This is a genomic window from Geobacillus kaustophilus (genome assembly GCF_000948285.1).
Taxonomy (GTDB): domain Bacteria; phylum Bacillota; class Bacilli; order Bacillales; family Anoxybacillaceae; genus Geobacillus; species Geobacillus thermoleovorans_A.
In genome coordinates, this window is the sequence record NZ_JYBP01000003.1 from 3,209,570 (window position 1) to 3,225,191 (window position 15,622).

Below are 15,622 nucleotides of genomic sequence, written 5' to 3' on the forward strand. Positions count from 1 at the left end.
GCGGGGCCGGCCTTTTGCCCCGCCTGTTTGCCCAAGACGTTCGGTGATTTATTTCCATTCACTTGGAGTTGCCTTGTTTCATTTCCTCAATCTCTGTCACAGGCAATCCGGTCAGTTCGTGAATCGTTTGCGCATCAACCCCTTTCATCAACATCCGTTTCGCAATTTGCCGTTTTTCTTGTTTGGCTCCTTCTTCCCGCCCTTCGATTTTTCCCTTTTGCTCGTAAGAAATGATGAATTCCAACACCTGTTCTTTTTCCTTCGCCTTCATTTGCTCCACCTCGTTTCGCAATTGTTGTTCTTCCTCATCGGACAATTTGACATACGTTTCAAAAAAGCCGATCAGCAGACGCTGCCTTGCCTTGTCTAGCTCGAGACGCACCAACATGCGCAAAAATTGCTTTTTCAGTTCCACTCGTTCATCTTCAGTATAGCCCATTTTGCCAAGCAGCGCAGCCGCCACCGGATTGTCGGTGCGGAGAAACTGGCGCCAGTTTTGCTTGCGTAGCTCCACAGAGAAAAAGTGAAAGTCAAGCACATCACCAAACGGAAAAGAGAGCGTGAACGAGGAGGGTTCGTTGCGGATGGCATCATAGCTGAAAACAGCAATCGGAATGATCGGCGTGCGGTATTTCTCAAACAAGCGGCTGAAGTAAAGAAACATTCGCTCCGGAGGACTGATTTTCCACGTGAACAATGATCACCCCATCTTCCCCTTTGAACTTCGTTTTCACCAGCAAGTCTACCCGATACTTCTCCCCAGCCGTTACGTCCGTAAACAACTCTTCGGACAAAAACGACAAACGGCTGAAATCGATATGCTCGTGCATATCCGGGAAAAAGAGAAGCACAAATTCCTCAAAAAACGTCTGCAGCAGCTCCTTGAACAACCGGTCGTGATCGATCGCCATACATTCACCTCACATGAATAGGTTTCGTATTTTCTTTTTCGACACCATCAGGCAAAATCCTGTCCATGGCACAAAAAATGGTCGTCTCGTTTCGAGAAGAGACAACCAAGACACCAGCTACAAATGTGCAGTCTTCTCCGTTTCACCACTTGCACGCGCGACACCGAAGCAGAGCGACTTTACCACATCCCCGCCTTTCTTCCGCCCCCCACCGCCTTCGCCCGGCGGAAGCGGGCGCTCATGTCATCCATCCCCCCGCTGCCAAACATCACACCAACGACGATGAACAGAAATCCAGCCAGCTGCATCCATGAAATCGGCTCGCCAAGCAGCCAATGCGCCCCAAGAAGCGAAAAGAGCGGATTCAAATTAATGAACACCGCTGACTCGGCGGGGCCGAGGTGCTGCACAGCATGGTTGTAAAACATATGGCCAAGCGCCGTCGCCACGACCGCCGAAGCAAGGAAAATGAGCCAAAGTGGCGGCGTGCCCTCTTTCAAACTCGATAGGCCGCTCGGCTCGAGGACGAGGCTTAAGACAAACAGCCAAAGCGACCCGAAGACGAGCATCCACCCGGTCATCACCCGCGCCTCGACCGTCGCCTTTTTGATCATAATGAAGCTGATCCCTTGCGCCAAGACGGCTAAAAAGACATACACATCCCCGATGGACAAATGGCCGAGGCCGCCGTCGCCGTTTGCGACGACAAACACGACGCCAAAAAACCCGAGCGCGATGCCAAGCAAACGAAACAACGTCGGCCGCTGGCCCAAAAACACAATCGCCAACAGCGCCGTCACAAGCGGCACAAGCCCTAACACAAGACCCGCATTCACCGCCGTTGTCTTCGTCAACCCAACGGCAAGGAAAAAGTGGTGGGCGACGACGCTAAACAAAGCGGCCAAGCCGATCTGTTTCGCCTCCTTCCAACCGACTTTTTGAAGCTTGCCGATCCCCCATAAAAACAAAAGCACGACCAACCCGGCCGTTAGAATGCGCAGCGCCGTCAACGCGACGGGCGAAAAATGCTCTACAAGAATTTTTAACGCCGTCACGTTCAATCCCCAAGCAACCATGATGGCGACCAGCAGCGCATAAATGGATGATTTCCGCATCGTTCTCTACCTCTCCTGCATACTCTGTTTTCAGCGGAACGCCAAAGGAAAAACGGAGCCGATTTACGCTCCGCTTAACTAGAGAAAAAGCACCCTGCAAGCAAAGATACTCGTTCTGCTTTCCCTCTCCTGCCATCTATTGTACTACATCACCGCCCATTTTTTGACGAAAATGCACGTTCTCTTCCCCATATTCCCGACCGTCTTGGCATATCATCGTACCAAGAGAGGAGAGAGGCTGATGTTCCCACGCTACCGACAAAAGAAGATCGCCGCAAGGACAGCTGTTCTCGTTTTGGTCCTCGCCGCCGTTTGCGCCATCGTGCTGTCATTCGTTCTTTCGAGCGAACGCCGCGATGCAAGGCAAGTCGTCGAAACGTTTTACCACTACGAACAAGCAGGGGATTTTGGCAGCTCGTGGGAGCTGTTTCACCCGCTGATGAAAAAGAAATTCCCAAAAGACGTCTACATCCAACGCCGCGCTCATGTCTTTATGCAAGATTTCGGCGCGAAAACGTTCGAATACCGCATCGATGACATCGAGTCGTTGCCTTCATGGTCGATGTCTGATAGAAGCAAGCCGCTCAAAAACGTCTACCGCGTCCGCGTCATCCAGACGTTCCATAGCGCCTTTGGCGTGTTCGAGATTCATCAAGATGTATTTGTCGCTAAGGAGAAAGGGGAATGGAAAATCCTGTTCCCTTACAACTCAAAGCGGTCTGCTTTCTCACACTAGGAAGCTGGTGACGGCTGCTTCCCTCCAATCAGCCGTGCCCGACTGGAGGGAAGAACAAAGTTTTCCAGGCTTCTCAAGTTGAGAAACAACCTTGCGAAACCACGAGTGTTGATTATCCAAAATTATACATACGCCTTCCATAAATTTGGGCATACTCAAACAAAGCAGCGGCCATCCCGGATTTCCAATCGAGAGGAAGCTGCCCAGAGAAAAAACGGCGAACGAACGAAATGAAGGAAAGAGAGACGTTCGTCTGTTTTTTGGTTTGATCATACAGCCATCGCAGCAACACATACGCGATGAACGCCGCAAACAGTTGGTTGTATACCGCATTTTCCGTCGTGCCAAACAAGGTCGGGACATTCAGATATTGCTTCACCCAACGGAAAAAGACCTCAACAGTCCAACGTTGTTGGTACATGTCGGCAATGGTTTCCGCAGACGCATGGAAGAGGTTCGTCACGACCCGAATGTCGCGGCCATTCGCATCTCGAAAGATCACCACCCGGTGACGCTTGGTGGAGCGGCATTGTTTCGTCCCCAACTGGCACGTGAAGTCGGCTTGAACCGATGAGGATGTGCTGGAAAGGCGTTTCAAGCTTTTTTTCTGATGAAGTTCGATGTTGTCCTTCATCCGAATGACAAAGAGCTGATGCTGCTCCACAAATCGATCGAGGCGTTCGATTTTGAAATACGCCCGGTCTTCCACCAGCACTTGTTGAGCGTTCGTCAACTGTTCTCCCACCGGGCCATCATGACGCAGTCCGATGGTTTCCACCACGTCTGCCGGCAACGAGGATTCCGGCGAATACGCGACGTGCAGCTTCACTCCGGCGCGTTCGCCGTGATACGGCGCCCATGGCAGGCGGTTTTTCCCGACCGTGACGGTCGTCGAATCCACCACCCGAAGCGGTTTGGGAAACCGAAGCGAACGGCGGGTTTGGCGGTTGCACTTGGAAATGATCAACGCCAACAAGCGTTTCATGATGTCATAGGGAACTTCTTTCGCTTTCTTGGATACAGTTGAATAATGGAATCGCGGCAATCCATACAGAGGCCCCACATCGGCTCCGTGGCGAAAGCTTTTCCATTGATGCATGGCGGCCAGCAGGAAGAAGTGAATCAACTCGCGCAACGCAAAGGTTCGAGACGAATCACGATACCCAACCGCTTCGGCAATCAGTTGAATCTCTTCATCCGAAACAAGTTTTTGCATCAAATTCGGGAGTGTGGTATGCTTGTTCATAGAGAGCACCTCCTGGGTTTGTTTGTGTCGCTACTCACATTCTACAGGAAAGGTGCTCTTTTTTCTATACCCTTTGGATTTTATTGGATAATCAACACGCCTGTTGCGAAACCGCATTTTTCTTACATCACCATCTCTCTTTCCCACGGCTCGTTACGGTTCTTTCCATTCCTCGATGATCTCCATCGTCCGGTCGATGCCTATGTTTAATATTAACATATTAATCAAATTTTACCTTTCCTCTTTCGTAAAAAAGATATCGCCGTCAATGATCTCAAGCGGAACAGGCGAAAGCTCGGCGTACAGCTCATAATCCACCTTTTGCCCTTCGGGTTTGAGCACAAATTTTCTCATCCCTCTGCTCACCTCCTTCATCTGTTGAGTCCAAAAGAGAAGCGAACGGTTCTTCATTCAGGCTGGCAACCTTGTCGGGATTTCCTCATACACTAATGTATCATGCACAGAAGCCAATTTCTCTGTCCAGCGAAAAAAGGAGCGACATGGGATGTACAAACATATCGTCAAACGCGGGGAAACGATCGCCTCCATCGCCCGTGACTACCGAACGTCAGTCGAGGCATTGCTTCGCGCCAATGGCTTCACCGCCGCATCCGTCATCTTCCCCGGGCAGGAGATCGTCATCCCCCACCTTCCGCCGAAAGGATCGATTCCCTACACGATCCATATTTCCATCAGCCGCCGGCAATTGACATTGAAATATAAAGGGCGAACGATCCGCACGTATCCGATCGGCGTCGGCAAAATGGTCACCGCCACACCCGTCGGCGATTTTGTCATCGTCAACCGCCAGCCGAACCCCGGTGGGCCGTTTGGCGCGATGTGGCTAAGCTTGTCCAAACTCCATTACGGCATTCACGGCACGAACGACCCGTCCTCGATCGGCAAATACGTATCAAAAGGATGCATCCGCATGCACAACAAAGACGTGCTCGAACTCGCTTCGATCGTCCCGAATGGAACGGAAGTGTTCATTCGGCCGTGAGGGCAAAACCAATGGTAATTCGCCATGACAGTCTGTTTTACCGGACATCCACTGACGAGAAACCGTTTTGTCTGCTGAGGAGTACTTTTTGAACAGTCTTGGATTTTAAGGGAGGCGGCCGTTCATCCGGAATGGACAACACTATTCCGTTCAAGGTGGAAGATGACAACCAATCGAACAAGCGGTATAATAGAGACAAAAATGAATGGAGTTGAGACAATGGCAGGCGGGATCTCGCATCACGCCAAGGACATCTTGTTCAAGTCACTCAGCGCATTGTACCAAAACCAAGCCCTCGATGTATACGGACTTCACGGACTCCCGCGGATCAAAGCATTGCTTCCAACCGAATTTCCGTCCGTACGGGCGGATGAGAGACGCGCCGATACCGTATTTCTTCTCGAAGACGATTCCATTCTTCTCCTTGAGTATGAAAGCAACGAACGATTCATTGACAACCATTTGAAGTATTTGGATTATGCCTGCCGGATGCTTCACACATACTACCAACAGGAAAAACGAATCCGGCCGATTCGGATCGTCGTCCTTTACACAAGCGATGTCACAAACGCCCGCGAACAGCTTGACGCCGGAGATGTGTTTCTTTCCTCCAAAGCGGTGCTGCTTGGTGAATTCAACGGGGATGCGATTTTCCATGCCATCGAAGAAAAAGTCCGCAACGGCGAACCGCTCACCCCGGAAGAAACGATGAAGCTCATCCTCGTGCCGCTCATGCACACCCGCTTCGACCGGCAAACGATGATCGAAAAAACGATCGAGCTGGCCAAAACGATCGACGATGAACCGAAACAGCTGCACATCATCGCCGGCGTGCTGACCGCCACGGACAAATTCATCGACCGATCATACGCCGAAAAAGTAAAGGAGTGGATCAAAATGAACAAAGTGTTCCGTCTGTTAGTCGAAGAACTCGAACAAGAAAAAGAAGAAATGTTGAAGAAAGTGATGCAGGAAAAAGAACAAGCGGTGCAAAGAGCGATGCAGGAAAAAGAACAAGCGATCAAGCAAACCGAAAAACGGAAGGCCATTGAAATCGCAAAAAATTTGCTTGACGTCCTGCCCATTCACGAGATCGCCAAACGAACCGGGCTGACCGTCGCCGAAGTCGCCGATTTAGCGAAGGAAATGGACAAATAGGCAGCGCAAAAGAGCCGCGCACTCCGCCGTGGCTCTTTTCTTCGACCTTTTTCCACCCCATAAGAATCCGTGCCATTCTTGGCGCCCAGAACAGACAAGGGTCAAACTGACGCTTTCGTTTTCTTTTGCCGTAAAAGCAGGCGCACTTCAACGTGCGTCAATCCCTCTACTCTCCACTTGCTAATTGCTGGCGGGCTTCATCCGTTAACAACAGATAAGGACGACGCTTTCCATCCTCATGGCGCTCCATTTTCTCCGTCCATGGATGAAGCAAAAACAGCCCTAACTTTAAGCGGGAGTCGGGGGCGACCATTTTTTGCCGCACGCCATCTTCATGCGCCATTAACTTCTCAATGACGTTGAGCATCGCTTTCTTGCTTAAGAATACGCCCTTTTCCTTTGACGTTAGGCGCACGATGATCCCTTCATCGGAAAACGACAAAACGCGGAACGTCTCTCTCCCTTTGAACGTCGGCACGATTTTTCCTTCGTACAGCTCATCCAACAAAGACTTCCACATTTTCTCCGCGAACAACTGTCGATCCATCCTTTTCGCCTCCTATGTTTCTTTTTCATCCTTGGTTCGACCCGAGCACAAAACCTGAATCGAACGAACTTCGGACATCCGCCAATTGCACCGCCAGCTCTTCCAACTCCTCAGCACAAACGATCATATCCACCCATCGCTTCGGCAGCTGGCTGCACCCAACTTCCAGCCCTCCGGCAATAGCCGCGATCGTATCGCTGTCTCCGCCCATATTCGCCGCTGAAATAACGACGTCACGTCTTCGAACGATTCGCAACGAAGTAGCCTGTTTATTACAAAATAAAAATGCAGAGATCTGCAGAGAATTTGGCTTAGGCCAACTTGACATGGAGTGGGGGGCGTGATAGCCTTTTTAGGCATAGCCAGCCCTTGATATTGCTGGCTTCCTGGCTTTTTAATCACGCCCCCAGAGGCTCCATGTCAAGTTGTCATTCTCTGCACTTTTCCTTGCAAAACTCTGTATTTTTTCTTTGCAGAAAACAACTCTCTAGAACATGTTGCTCCGCTTCAAGTAGACATTCGCCAAGTGTTCGACCTTCCCGTGGTTCGCATGGAAGTGACTCAACACGAACGGGAAGTAAAGGGGGGTGTCCGGAATGTCATCTCGTCCAGCAGGCGGAGTTCCCTTTTTATGTCACAAATCATGTCCAGTACGGTCCAGCCATCACTTCCCTTGTTTTATACTGGAATCATGCGCAGTTGATCCCGTGCGAGCGTGTCACGGAGATGATCAAAGCACTAGTTGATCATTCGATGAGCTGCAGGCACAGTCGTGAACATGACGAGTACGGTGGTAGCCTGTGGTAGAAGCAGCGATCAAAGAGATCGACGCGGCGCTGCTCGCTTCCAAGACGTTGCACGTCGATGAAACGCGCCTGCGTGTGGACGGAAAGAACCAATGGGTGCACGTGGCTTCCACTGCCAAGGTCACCCGATACGGGCTGCATCGTTCCCGTGGAAAGCAAGCGACGGACGACATCGGGATCTTGCCACGGTACAAAGGAACGATGGTACATGATGCGTATGTCAAGGCCGATTATTTTTTCCCCAAAATCGCCGGTTTAAAATTCCCCAGAAGGACCTCATGGATCCTTCTGTTTTTCTTGTTGGAGCCTTTTTTCCCGTAATCGATAGCTTTCCCCCTTTAGGTTGAAAATGATGGAATGATGCAGTAATCGATCTAACATCGCTGTCGCCAAAACCGAGTCTCCCACGATTTCTCCCCATTCCCCAAAGCTTTTGTTGGAAGTGAGGATAATCGGGGCATGTTCGTACCGACGGGCGACGACCTGAAATAAGTAATGAGCGCTGTTCGGGTCCAGTTTTAAGTACCCCATTTCATCCATAATGAGAACAGTTGGCTTCACAAACATACGAAGCTTTTTTTCCAGCTTTCCTTCCTGGTCGGCTCTTCTTAACTGAGTGACCAAATCATGGGCGGTAATAAAATACGTTTTATATCCTCTTACGATCGCCTCCATTCCAATCGAAATCGCCAGGTGCGTCTTTCCAATCCCCGGTGGACCGAGAAAAAGGATATTCTCTTTTTGGTCAATAAAAGACAACGTAAGCAGCTCTCGAATCCGACGCTCATCCACTGAAGGCTGTGCGGCAAAATCAAACGTATCGATCGTCTTGCGATATGGCAGTTTGGACAGCTTGATGAGCGTTTGGATCGATCGTTCCTGTTTTTCGACGATTTCTGCCTCTAATAAGCGGAATAAAAACTCCGAATATGGTATATTATGAGTAGCTGCGTATTCTGCCATGGCGGACCATCGTTCCGCCATGACAGGCAAATGGAGTCGGTGGCAATACTCGTGTATTCGTTCTTTCATGAGCTTTCCCCTCGCAGGAATGCGTCATAAACGGACAATGGACGAGTATCCACTTCCACCGAAACAGGCGAAATGGTGGTCGCCATTTCCGTCTGTTTCTTTTTTATTTTTTCGGCGAATGCCATTACTTTTTTCTGTTGGTTCAAGTAAGAAATCTCCTCCCCTCGATAGTACAACCGAATATCCCCATTCAATCGCTCCTTTACCAGAATTTCTTTGCCCGCATACTCCGCCGATAAGAGCCATTGTTCCCCTTTGTAGGAGAAACTGCCATCCCAATGCACTTTCCGATAGGAAAGATAGCTCGTATCGTAATCTTTCTGCGGGAGAGGTTTCAACTGTTCCTCTGCCCAACGCTCTTGCGGAGGAATGCCGGTAGTGGCGTTTGGCTTCCGATTCGCCACTTGATCGAGCCAGCGATGCAAAAGGAAATTCAATTCTTCGATGCTTTCAAACGATGTTCCTACATAGAAGTGATCCATAATATACTGAATGGCTCGTTCGACTTTCCCCTTTGTCTGGGCCCGGTAGGGCCGGCATACTTTTGGAATAAATCCATAGTAACTCGCAAATTCAGAAAATCGCTGATTCCATTTCACCACTCCTTGTTCCCGGCCGTCGGCAACGGTCTTCATATTGTCAAATAACACTCTCTTTGGAATCCCTCCAAAGTACTTGAAACTTTGAATCAGGCATTCCATTAAGTGCTCCTGGTCCTGGCTGGTCGTAAATACCGCGTATTTCATCCGCGAATAGCCTAACGTGGCCACAAATAGCGATAACTTGACTTTTTTCCCTTCGATCACAACCTCCCCAACTTCTTTCCAATCGACTTGCATTTGTTCGCTAGGAAGCGTTTCATAGCGAACCGTGTATTTCTTTTTCGCCGTCTCTCGGAAAGGCTGCATATAGTCCTTTAAAATCGTCTTTCCTCCCGTGTAGCCCTGTTGTCGAATTTCAAAAAACAACTTTTCGCTATTAAACACCCTATCTTCTAACATTCGTTTTTGAAGATACGGCTTAAATGGATCTAACTTGCTTTTTCTTTGTTTTCGCTTGGATTTGGAAGGAGGATTGGGGGAGTGAATATATTTTCGGACGGTTTTCCGATCGATCCCCAATTCCCTCGCAATATCGGAAATACTCATTCCCCTTTCATACATCTCTTTGATCATAAAAAATTCCCCTCTCGTCATCATGAACCATAGCTCCTCTCGTTAACACTATGGTTCTATTGTAAGTGGGGAATTTTATTCCGGCTATATTGGGGATTTTATCATCGGCTTTAACATACATTGCTTTTAGTTGTCCCTTCCGGAAAAACAAACTATAATCATAGTGATGGATTTTACAGCCGAAGGAAGGTTGAAGATGAGAGCAGAACGTCGAAAAAAGAAGAAAAAATGGCTCCGCTGGATGGTGGGAGTGTTCGTTGTACTATTCGCTGGAGCGGGAATATTCGCCTATTCTATTTATCATAATGTGAAACAGACGGCGAACCAAATGCACGAAGACGTAAACTGGAAGTCAAAGAAACGTCAGGAAGACGTTTCATTTGAGCGGAAGACGCCGATTTCGATTTTGTTGATTGGTGTCGACGAACGCAAAGGGGATCGCGGGCGTGCGGACTCGCTGATCGTCATGACAGTCAATCCAAACAAACAGTCGATTGAGATGATCAGCGTTCCGCGCGACACGAGAACGGAGATTATCGGAAAAGGGACGGAAGATAAAATCAACCACTCGTACGCCTTTGGCGGAGTGGAGATGACGATGGCGACGGTGGAACACTTTTTAGATATCCCGATTGACTATTACATTAAGGTCAACATGGAAAGCTTCCGCGACATCGTCGATGCCGTCGGCGGGGTGACGGTGAACAATCCATTCGCTTTTACGTATGAAGGAACGCACTTCCCGAAAGGCGAGATTACATTAAACGGGGACGAAGCGCTGAAATATTCGCGCATGCGGAAAGAAGATCCGCGCGGCGATTTCGGGCGCCAGGACCGGCAGAAGCAAATCATTCAGGCGATTATCGAGAAAGGCGCAAGCTTCTCGTCGCTAACGAACTACAGCGACGTGCTCGCCGCCATCGGGAAAAACGTGAAAACGAACTTGACGTTTGAGGAAATGAAAGATATTCAAACGAATTACAAAGACGCCCGCAAACAGATCAAACAGCTCCACATCACCGGCCAAGGGACGAAAATCAACGGCATTTATTACTTGATCGTGCCGGAAAGCGAACGGCTGGCGATTTCGAACGAGTTGAAAGAGCACCTGGAGCTGAAAGCGACGGCGGTGAAGTAAATGAGACGCGCACCTTAAGAGGTGCGCGTCAGACTGTTGACAAAATGGTTATAAGACAGTTGTCTTATAACCATTTTGTTCCATTTTTAAGGTTGTTTTTCTTGATGAACGAACCAAAATAGATGCATACTCGAATACATACAGAAAGGAGAGGCCCTTTCTCCACAAGTAGTTCGCCAATTTCTTTAAATTCATGGCAGCACAAACAAGCATCGCCTGCATCTGGTTTCTTTCCAATCCTCGGTAATTCGTCCAGCGCAGACCATGCTTCTCTTTTAAATCTGCAAAATTCCGTTCAATCGTCTGTTTCCTTAATTCATACAACTCGCGATGTTCTGGTACATATCGTAAATGTTCGGCTTCTTCGTAATACTCTTGCCAAACATGGCGTGTCACGACTTTCGTATGATTTTTGCTTGCTGTACACTTTTGAAGGGATGGACATCCCTGACAGATGGATGGATCTGATTTATACTCCCGATAGCCTTCCCGATTCGTTGTTGAATAAGATAACACTTGGTGATTGGGACAAAGGTAACAGTCAAAATGTTCGTCATATGCAAATTCAGATTTTCGGAAGAACCCATCTTTCGTCTTTGGACGAGTATATGGCCAAATCGGATGGATCTCTTGTTCTAATAGGTATTTCGCAATCGCTGGCGTTTTATATCCGGCATCGATGCACACATCTGTTGGGCATCCTTTGATTTCTTGCTTCACTCGCTCAAACAGTTCAAAAAACGCTTGGCTATCATGAACATTGGCGGCAGTGACATACGTGTGTAATATCCAACCATGTCGGTCACAAGCGGTGTGATAAGAGTAAGCAAATACCCGTTCACGTTCATTTTTCACAAACATCCCACTGTCTGGATCTGTTTTACTGACTTTGATTTCTCGTTTTTTTTTTATCATTTTCTGGCGGTAGTGGGGATTTCCCATGAGCGATGCGATCTCGCTCAATTTCTTTTTCTAATTCATCTTGATAAGCTTTCGCTTCCACTTCTGCCATTTCTGTTGTGAATTTTCTTTTGTTCGCACTCGCCTTCACATGAGTAGAATCGACAAATACGACACTTGGATCCACAAGCCCGTGTTGAAAGGCTTCTTCCAAGATTCTTGAAAAAATCTTTTGAAAAACATCGGTTCCCGCAAAACGTCGCGTGTAGTTTTTACTTGGTGTCGAATGATGGGGCACAGGATCATGCAGACTCAATCCCAAAAACCAACGATAAGCCACGTTTGTTCGAATCTGTTCTACGGTTTCACGCATCGAACGAATCCCAAAGATGTAACGAATCAAATACATTTTGAACAGCACGACGGGATCAAGACTTGGTCGCCCGTGGTCAGGAGAATACAAATCCTTGACCATATCGTAGATAAAGGAGAAGTCAATGGCTTTTTCTAGTTTACGGACAAGGTGGTCTTCAGGAACAAGATCATCAATTTTTACCGTTGTTTCGATATGTCTCCGATCTTCTTGGTAACGTTGAAGCATCTTATTCCACTCCTTCAAGATACCCTTATACCTATATATTAAAACAGCTTGTCGACTCTGTCGACAAGCTGTTATATGAAATATATAAGTTGCAATAAAGAATTTCCGATTTTTCGTTTACGTTTTCATCTGAATACAAACCGATATGATATAACGTGGTGAGTGCTCCGCTCGATGTAAAACAAAATTTCAACTTATATAGTTACAAATTAAAAATAAAAATATTCAGTTTATTTAAATTAAAAAATATATGCGCAATAAGGACATGCAAAAAATGCCCTCATTTGACGCATAACAGATATATTCCAAAGGACATCATCATTACTTATTTTGACCGTTTACACATAACTTCTGTGCCAATTCTTGAACCATCTCTTTAGCTGTCACTTCATTCGACTGTCCACGTTCGTATGCCTCAATTAAAATGCGTTTAAACTGCTCAATTTCTATTTGTACGACTTTTGTCTGCACTTCCATCCCTCCATGCAATAAAAAAGTCAGCCTCTTGCTTATTTACGCAAGAGGCTTGTGATGACGTCGATCACACGTTGTTGTTGTTCTATTGTCATGCTCGAACCAGACGGCAAACAAAGACCACTTGCAAACAGCTCATCTGATACGCTCCAACCTTCTTCATGCGGATAATACCGCGCTCCTGCAAACAACGGCTGTAAATGGAGCGGTTTCCATACAGGACGAGCTTCAATATTCTCCTCCGCCAGCGCATTGATCATCTCCATTGACGTTATACCAAGCACATCTTGGTCAATTGTCAACGTCATCAACCAGCGGTTCGACATCGTGCCTTCGAGTTCAGGCATAAAGTGAATGCCTTGAATGTCACCTAACGACTGTACGTAGCGATCAAAAATCGCTCGTCTTGCTTGCACACGTTTGTCTAGCACCTCAAGCTGAGCCCGTCCAATGCCAGCAACAATATTGCTCATACGGTAGTTATAGCCCATTTGGCTATGCTCATAATGAGGGGCTGGATCACGAGCTTGGGTCGCTAAAAAGCGGGCTTGTTGCAGCGCGTCGAGATCATTAGAAACGAGCATGCCCCCACCAGAGGTCGTAATAATTTTATTACCGTTAAACGAATAAATACCAAACTTCCCAAACGTCCCACTTTTCTTGCCTTTATATGTAGAACCAAGAGACTCCGCCGCATCTTCAACAACAGGCACACCGTAATGGTCGCAAATGGCTAAAATCTCGTCCATTTTCGCACTTTGACCATATAGGTTAACAACTATTACCGCTTTCGGTAGCTTTCCTTCTTTCTTTGCCTCTTCCATCGCTCTCTCTAATGCCATTGGAGACATATTCCACGTCTCTGGCTCGGAATCAACGAAAACAGGTTCAGCCCCTTGGTACAAAATCGGATTGGCACTCGCGATAAACGTCAGCGAGGAACAAAAAACTTTATCACCTTGTTGAACATCCAACAATCGCAACGCCAAATGAATCGCAGCTGTTCCTCAACTAACCGCGGCCGCACCTTTTGAACCTACATATTCCGCCAACTCTTTCTCAAACGCATCGACATTCGGACCAAGCGGCGCAATCCAGTTTGTTTCAAATGCTTCATTGATATACTTTTGTTCGTTCCCGCTCATGTGGGGAGGAGAGAGGTAAATCCTAGATTTATTTCTCATAATTTACCATCCTTAAACATTTAAGATTTAAAATAAACTCGTCCTCAAAACGTAACTATTCACCCCGATGCTAGTGTGTAAAGTAGCCCAGCACAAATAGGGCATTTCTGTCATAGAAAATGCCCTACGTAGCGGAAAGAACACGATCTATCGTTTCGCCTGTCAACAGAAGACACAACGAGTCCCACACGTTTTTTTCGTGCTTGGTGAGTGTGGAAACGATGCTCCTTGCGATGCAAAACGACTGCGCGAACGTTTCCTGACGAAATGTACCCGAGATGTTCTCTTTGACTTTGACCATGCGAAGATCCCGTTCGGCTTGGTTGTTGTCAAAGGGAACGTGGGCTTCACGCAAAAAGCGCAGCGCTTCTTCCTTTCGTTTTTGAAGTCGCCGAACGAAGGAGAGCGCTTTTTTCGGCAACGGTGTCATCCCTTCCAACTGATGGTTGGCTTTCTCGAGTATGCGATCATACACGTGCTCCCAACGTTTCGCTTCTTCTTCAGGAAGAAAGCCACCATGTTGTTCGACCACTTGTTTGGCATTTAATAGAAACGTGGTCATCCGTTTTGCCCATGTATGCCCTTGTTCGATGAATCCTTTCAAGTCACGTACATGATGGGCATGACAAAGGGCATGTGTGGCTTCGGTGTATCTCGGGTATGTACCGAATGCATCATGCATCATCGTTCCTTTATATCGTGGAAGAATCCCGATTTCATCGGTTGCTTTCTTTCCACGAGAAGCGTGAGGAGCTAAGTACGTATATGCGGATGTACAGGCGACATGAACCCAGGCCTGTTTGCCATCGATCCGCAAGCTCGTTTCATCGACATGCAAGATGTCCGATTGAAGCAATGCTTCCTCGATGATGTCCATGTTTGGTTCGAGTGCTTCGCGACCTCGTTTGACCATATTGACAAGTGTTCCTGTGCTGATCGGATGTTGATATAGCTCTTCCATCATGTCACGTAAACGTTGATATGGAATCATTTGTATGTTGTATAAATACACGACAAGCGCCGTGATCCGTGGACCATATTGCACATGATTGGTGACGTGTGATGGGAACTCGGCTTGTTGCACGCATCGGCAATGTGGACATGATTTCACTTCGCGTTCATGTTGTGTCACTTCCATCGTCACGAGAGGCAGATCAAACACTTGACGGACATCGACTTTGAACGGTTTTACGTCACGCAAAGAAGACCCGCATCCTTGACACGTATGTACGCGATGGACGACACGATGATGTGGATGTTCCACTTGACGGAGCGTCGTTCCCTCATGTCCCTCCTGTCCGCCAGGCTTTTTGCCAGACGGCTCGCGGGAGGAACGCTTTTTCTCAAAACGGTCAGAAGATGGGGGCAATGGCTATTAGAGCTGTTTTTTTTCGTGCGTGCTTCCAGCTCTTGAACACGATACTTCAGTTGTTCATTTTCTTTGCGTAGCTGTTTGTTTTCTTGACGCAAATGTTCATTTTCTTGAATGAGTTGATGAATGAGCTGTTTTTGTTGTTGGACTTTGCTGATTAAGCTTTCAACCGTCAATACAGCTTGTTGTACCGTCAACATGCGATTCACCTCCTTGTCTATCAA

The 15,622-nt window shown here is 47.7% G+C and carries 12 protein-coding genes and 5 pseudogenes; 5 read left to right on the plus strand and 12 right to left on the minus strand.

Going from position 1 to position 15,622, the window contains the following annotated elements:
- Positions 1 to 58 precede the first annotated feature (58 nt).
- A pseudogene (locus LG52_RS16485) lies at positions 59 to 911 on the minus strand (Rpn family recombination-promoting nuclease/putative transposase).
- 179 nt (positions 912 to 1,090) lie between these two features.
- Positions 1,091 to 2,026 carry a DMT family transporter gene (locus tag LG52_RS16490; RefSeq protein ID WP_044732767.1) on the minus strand — a complete coding sequence of 312 codons (936 nt, stop codon included), beginning with the start codon at positions 2,024 to 2,026 and terminating at the stop codon, positions 1,091 to 1,093.
- Between the two features lie 241 nt (positions 2,027 to 2,267).
- Between LG52_RS16490 and LG52_RS16495 the strand changes: the two genes are divergently transcribed.
- On the plus strand, positions 2,268 to 2,762 hold the full coding sequence (locus LG52_RS16495) for a hypothetical protein (protein ID WP_044732768.1): 495 nt from the start codon (positions 2,268 to 2,270) through the stop codon (positions 2,760 to 2,762).
- Positions 2,763 to 2,874: 112 nt separating this feature from the next.
- Here LG52_RS16495 and LG52_RS16500 read toward each other — a convergent pair whose 3' ends face one another.
- A complete protein-coding gene (locus LG52_RS16500; protein WP_044732586.1) occupies positions 2,875 to 4,008 on the minus strand; it encodes an IS4-like element IS5377 family transposase in 1,134 nt (377 codons plus the stop codon).
- A 231-nt stretch (positions 4,009 to 4,239) separates the two neighbouring features.
- The gene (locus LG52_RS20865) at positions 4,240 to 4,362 is read right to left on the minus strand and encodes a hypothetical protein (protein WP_269430418.1); all 123 of its coding nucleotides are present in this window, start codon (positions 4,360 to 4,362) and stop codon (positions 4,240 to 4,242) included.
- Between the two features lie 151 nt (positions 4,363 to 4,513).
- Between LG52_RS20865 and LG52_RS16510 the strand changes: the two genes are divergently transcribed.
- Both LG52_RS16510 and LG52_RS16515 read left to right on the plus strand, forming a co-directional pair.
- Positions 4,514 to 5,011, plus strand: a complete 498-nt coding sequence (locus tag LG52_RS16510) for a L,D-transpeptidase family protein (protein WP_044732769.1) — start codon at positions 4,514 to 4,516, stop codon at positions 5,009 to 5,011.
- Positions 5,012 to 5,230: 219 nt separating this feature from the next.
- Positions 5,231 to 6,169, plus strand: a complete 939-nt coding sequence (locus LG52_RS16515; protein WP_044732770.1) for a hypothetical protein — start codon at positions 5,231 to 5,233, stop codon at positions 6,167 to 6,169.
- A gap of 166 nt (positions 6,170 to 6,335) precedes the next feature.
- On the opposite strand, the gene LG52_RS18550 is transcribed toward LG52_RS16515, so the two are convergent.
- Positions 6,336 to 6,716, minus strand: a complete 381-nt coding sequence (locus LG52_RS18550; RefSeq protein WP_052524548.1) for a hypothetical protein — start codon at positions 6,714 to 6,716, stop codon at positions 6,336 to 6,338.
- A 25-nt stretch (positions 6,717 to 6,741) separates the two neighbouring features.
- Complete coding sequence (locus LG52_RS18555; protein ID WP_156135649.1) at positions 6,742 to 6,972, minus strand: ADP-ribosylglycohydrolase family protein; 231 nt, start codon at positions 6,970 to 6,972, stop codon at positions 6,742 to 6,744.
- Between the two features lie 225 nt (positions 6,973 to 7,197).
- Here LG52_RS18555 and LG52_RS19535 point away from each other — a divergent pair.
- Positions 7,198 to 7,741, plus strand: a pseudogene (locus tag LG52_RS19535) (IS66 family transposase); the annotation flags it as partial.
- Positions 7,742 to 7,798: 57 nt separating this feature from the next.
- Here LG52_RS19535 and istB read toward each other — a convergent pair.
- On the minus strand, positions 7,799 to 8,554 hold the full coding sequence (gene istB, locus LG52_RS16530; RefSeq protein ID WP_044732772.1) for an IS21-like element IS5376 family helper ATPase IstB: 756 nt from the start codon (positions 8,552 to 8,554) through the stop codon (positions 7,799 to 7,801).
- Positions 8,551 to 9,753, minus strand: coding sequence for an IS21 family transposase (gene istA, locus LG52_RS16535; RefSeq protein WP_044732773.1), 1,203 nt, complete (start codon positions 9,751 to 9,753; stop codon positions 8,551 to 8,553). The genes istB and istA overlap by 4 nt, the downstream gene beginning before the upstream one ends.
- Before the next feature lie 172 nt (positions 9,754 to 9,925).
- Here istA and LG52_RS16540 point away from each other — a divergent pair, with 172 nt between their 5' ends.
- The gene (locus tag LG52_RS16540; RefSeq protein ID WP_044732774.1) at positions 9,926 to 10,867 is read left to right on the plus strand and encodes a LytR family transcriptional regulator; all 942 of its coding nucleotides are present in this window, start codon (positions 9,926 to 9,928) and stop codon (positions 10,865 to 10,867) included.
- Between the two features lie 159 nt (positions 10,868 to 11,026).
- Here the strand turns inward: LG52_RS16540 and LG52_RS16545 are convergent.
- The 4 genes and pseudogenes from LG52_RS16545 to tnpC all read right to left on the minus strand — a co-directional run.
- Positions 11,027 to 12,368: pseudogene (locus LG52_RS16545) on the minus strand (IS1182 family transposase); the annotation flags it as partial.
- Between the two features lie 321 nt (positions 12,369 to 12,689).
- Positions 12,690 to 12,839 carry a hypothetical protein gene (locus tag LG52_RS20425; protein ID WP_197074577.1) on the minus strand — a complete coding sequence of 50 codons (150 nt, stop codon included), beginning with the start codon at positions 12,837 to 12,839 and terminating at the stop codon, positions 12,690 to 12,692.
- Between the two features lie 38 nt (positions 12,840 to 12,877).
- A pseudogene (locus LG52_RS16550) lies at positions 12,878 to 14,026 on the minus strand (DegT/DnrJ/EryC1/StrS family aminotransferase).
- 124 nt (positions 14,027 to 14,150) lie between these two features.
- Positions 14,151 to 15,598 (minus strand): annotated as a pseudogene (gene tnpC / locus LG52_RS16555) (IS66 family transposase).
- Between the last annotated feature and the right edge of the window lie 24 nt (positions 15,599 to 15,622).

What these genes read in the sequence shown, in the direction of transcription:
- LG52_RS16490 (WP_044732767.1), bottom strand. Translation starts at nt 2,026, where the DNA reads ATGCGGAAATCATCCATTTATGCGCTGCTGGTCGCCATCATGGTTGCT.
- LG52_RS16495 (WP_044732768.1), top strand. Translation starts at nt 2,268, where the DNA reads ATGTTCCCACGCTACCGACAAAAGAAGATCGCCGCAAGGACAGCTGTT.
- LG52_RS16540 (WP_044732774.1), top strand. Translation starts at nt 9,926, where the DNA reads ATGAGAGCAGAACGTCGAAAAAAGAAGAAAAAATGGCTCCGCTGGATG.
- istB (WP_044732772.1), bottom strand. Translation starts at nt 8,554, where the DNA reads ATGAAAGAACGAATACACGAGTATTGCCACCGACTCCATTTGCCTGTC.
- LG52_RS18550 (WP_052524548.1), bottom strand. Translation starts at nt 6,716, where the DNA reads ATGGATCGACAGTTGTTCGCGGAGAAAATGTGGAAGTCTTTGTTGGAT.
- LG52_RS16510 (WP_044732769.1), top strand. Translation starts at nt 4,514, where the DNA reads ATGTACAAACATATCGTCAAACGCGGGGAAACGATCGCCTCCATCGCC.
- LG52_RS20865 (WP_269430418.1), bottom strand. Translation starts at nt 4,362, where the DNA reads ATGAGAAAATTTGTGCTCAAACCCGAAGGGCAAAAGGTGGATTATGAG.
- LG52_RS16515 (WP_044732770.1), top strand. Translation starts at nt 5,231, where the DNA reads ATGGCAGGCGGGATCTCGCATCACGCCAAGGACATCTTGTTCAAGTCA.
- istA (WP_044732773.1), bottom strand. Translation starts at nt 9,753, where the DNA reads ATGATGACGAGAGGGGAATTTTTTATGATCAAAGAGATGTATGAAAGG.
- LG52_RS16500 (WP_044732586.1), bottom strand. Translation starts at nt 4,008, where the DNA reads ATGAACAAGCATACCACACTCCCGAATTTGATGCAAAAACTTGTTTCG.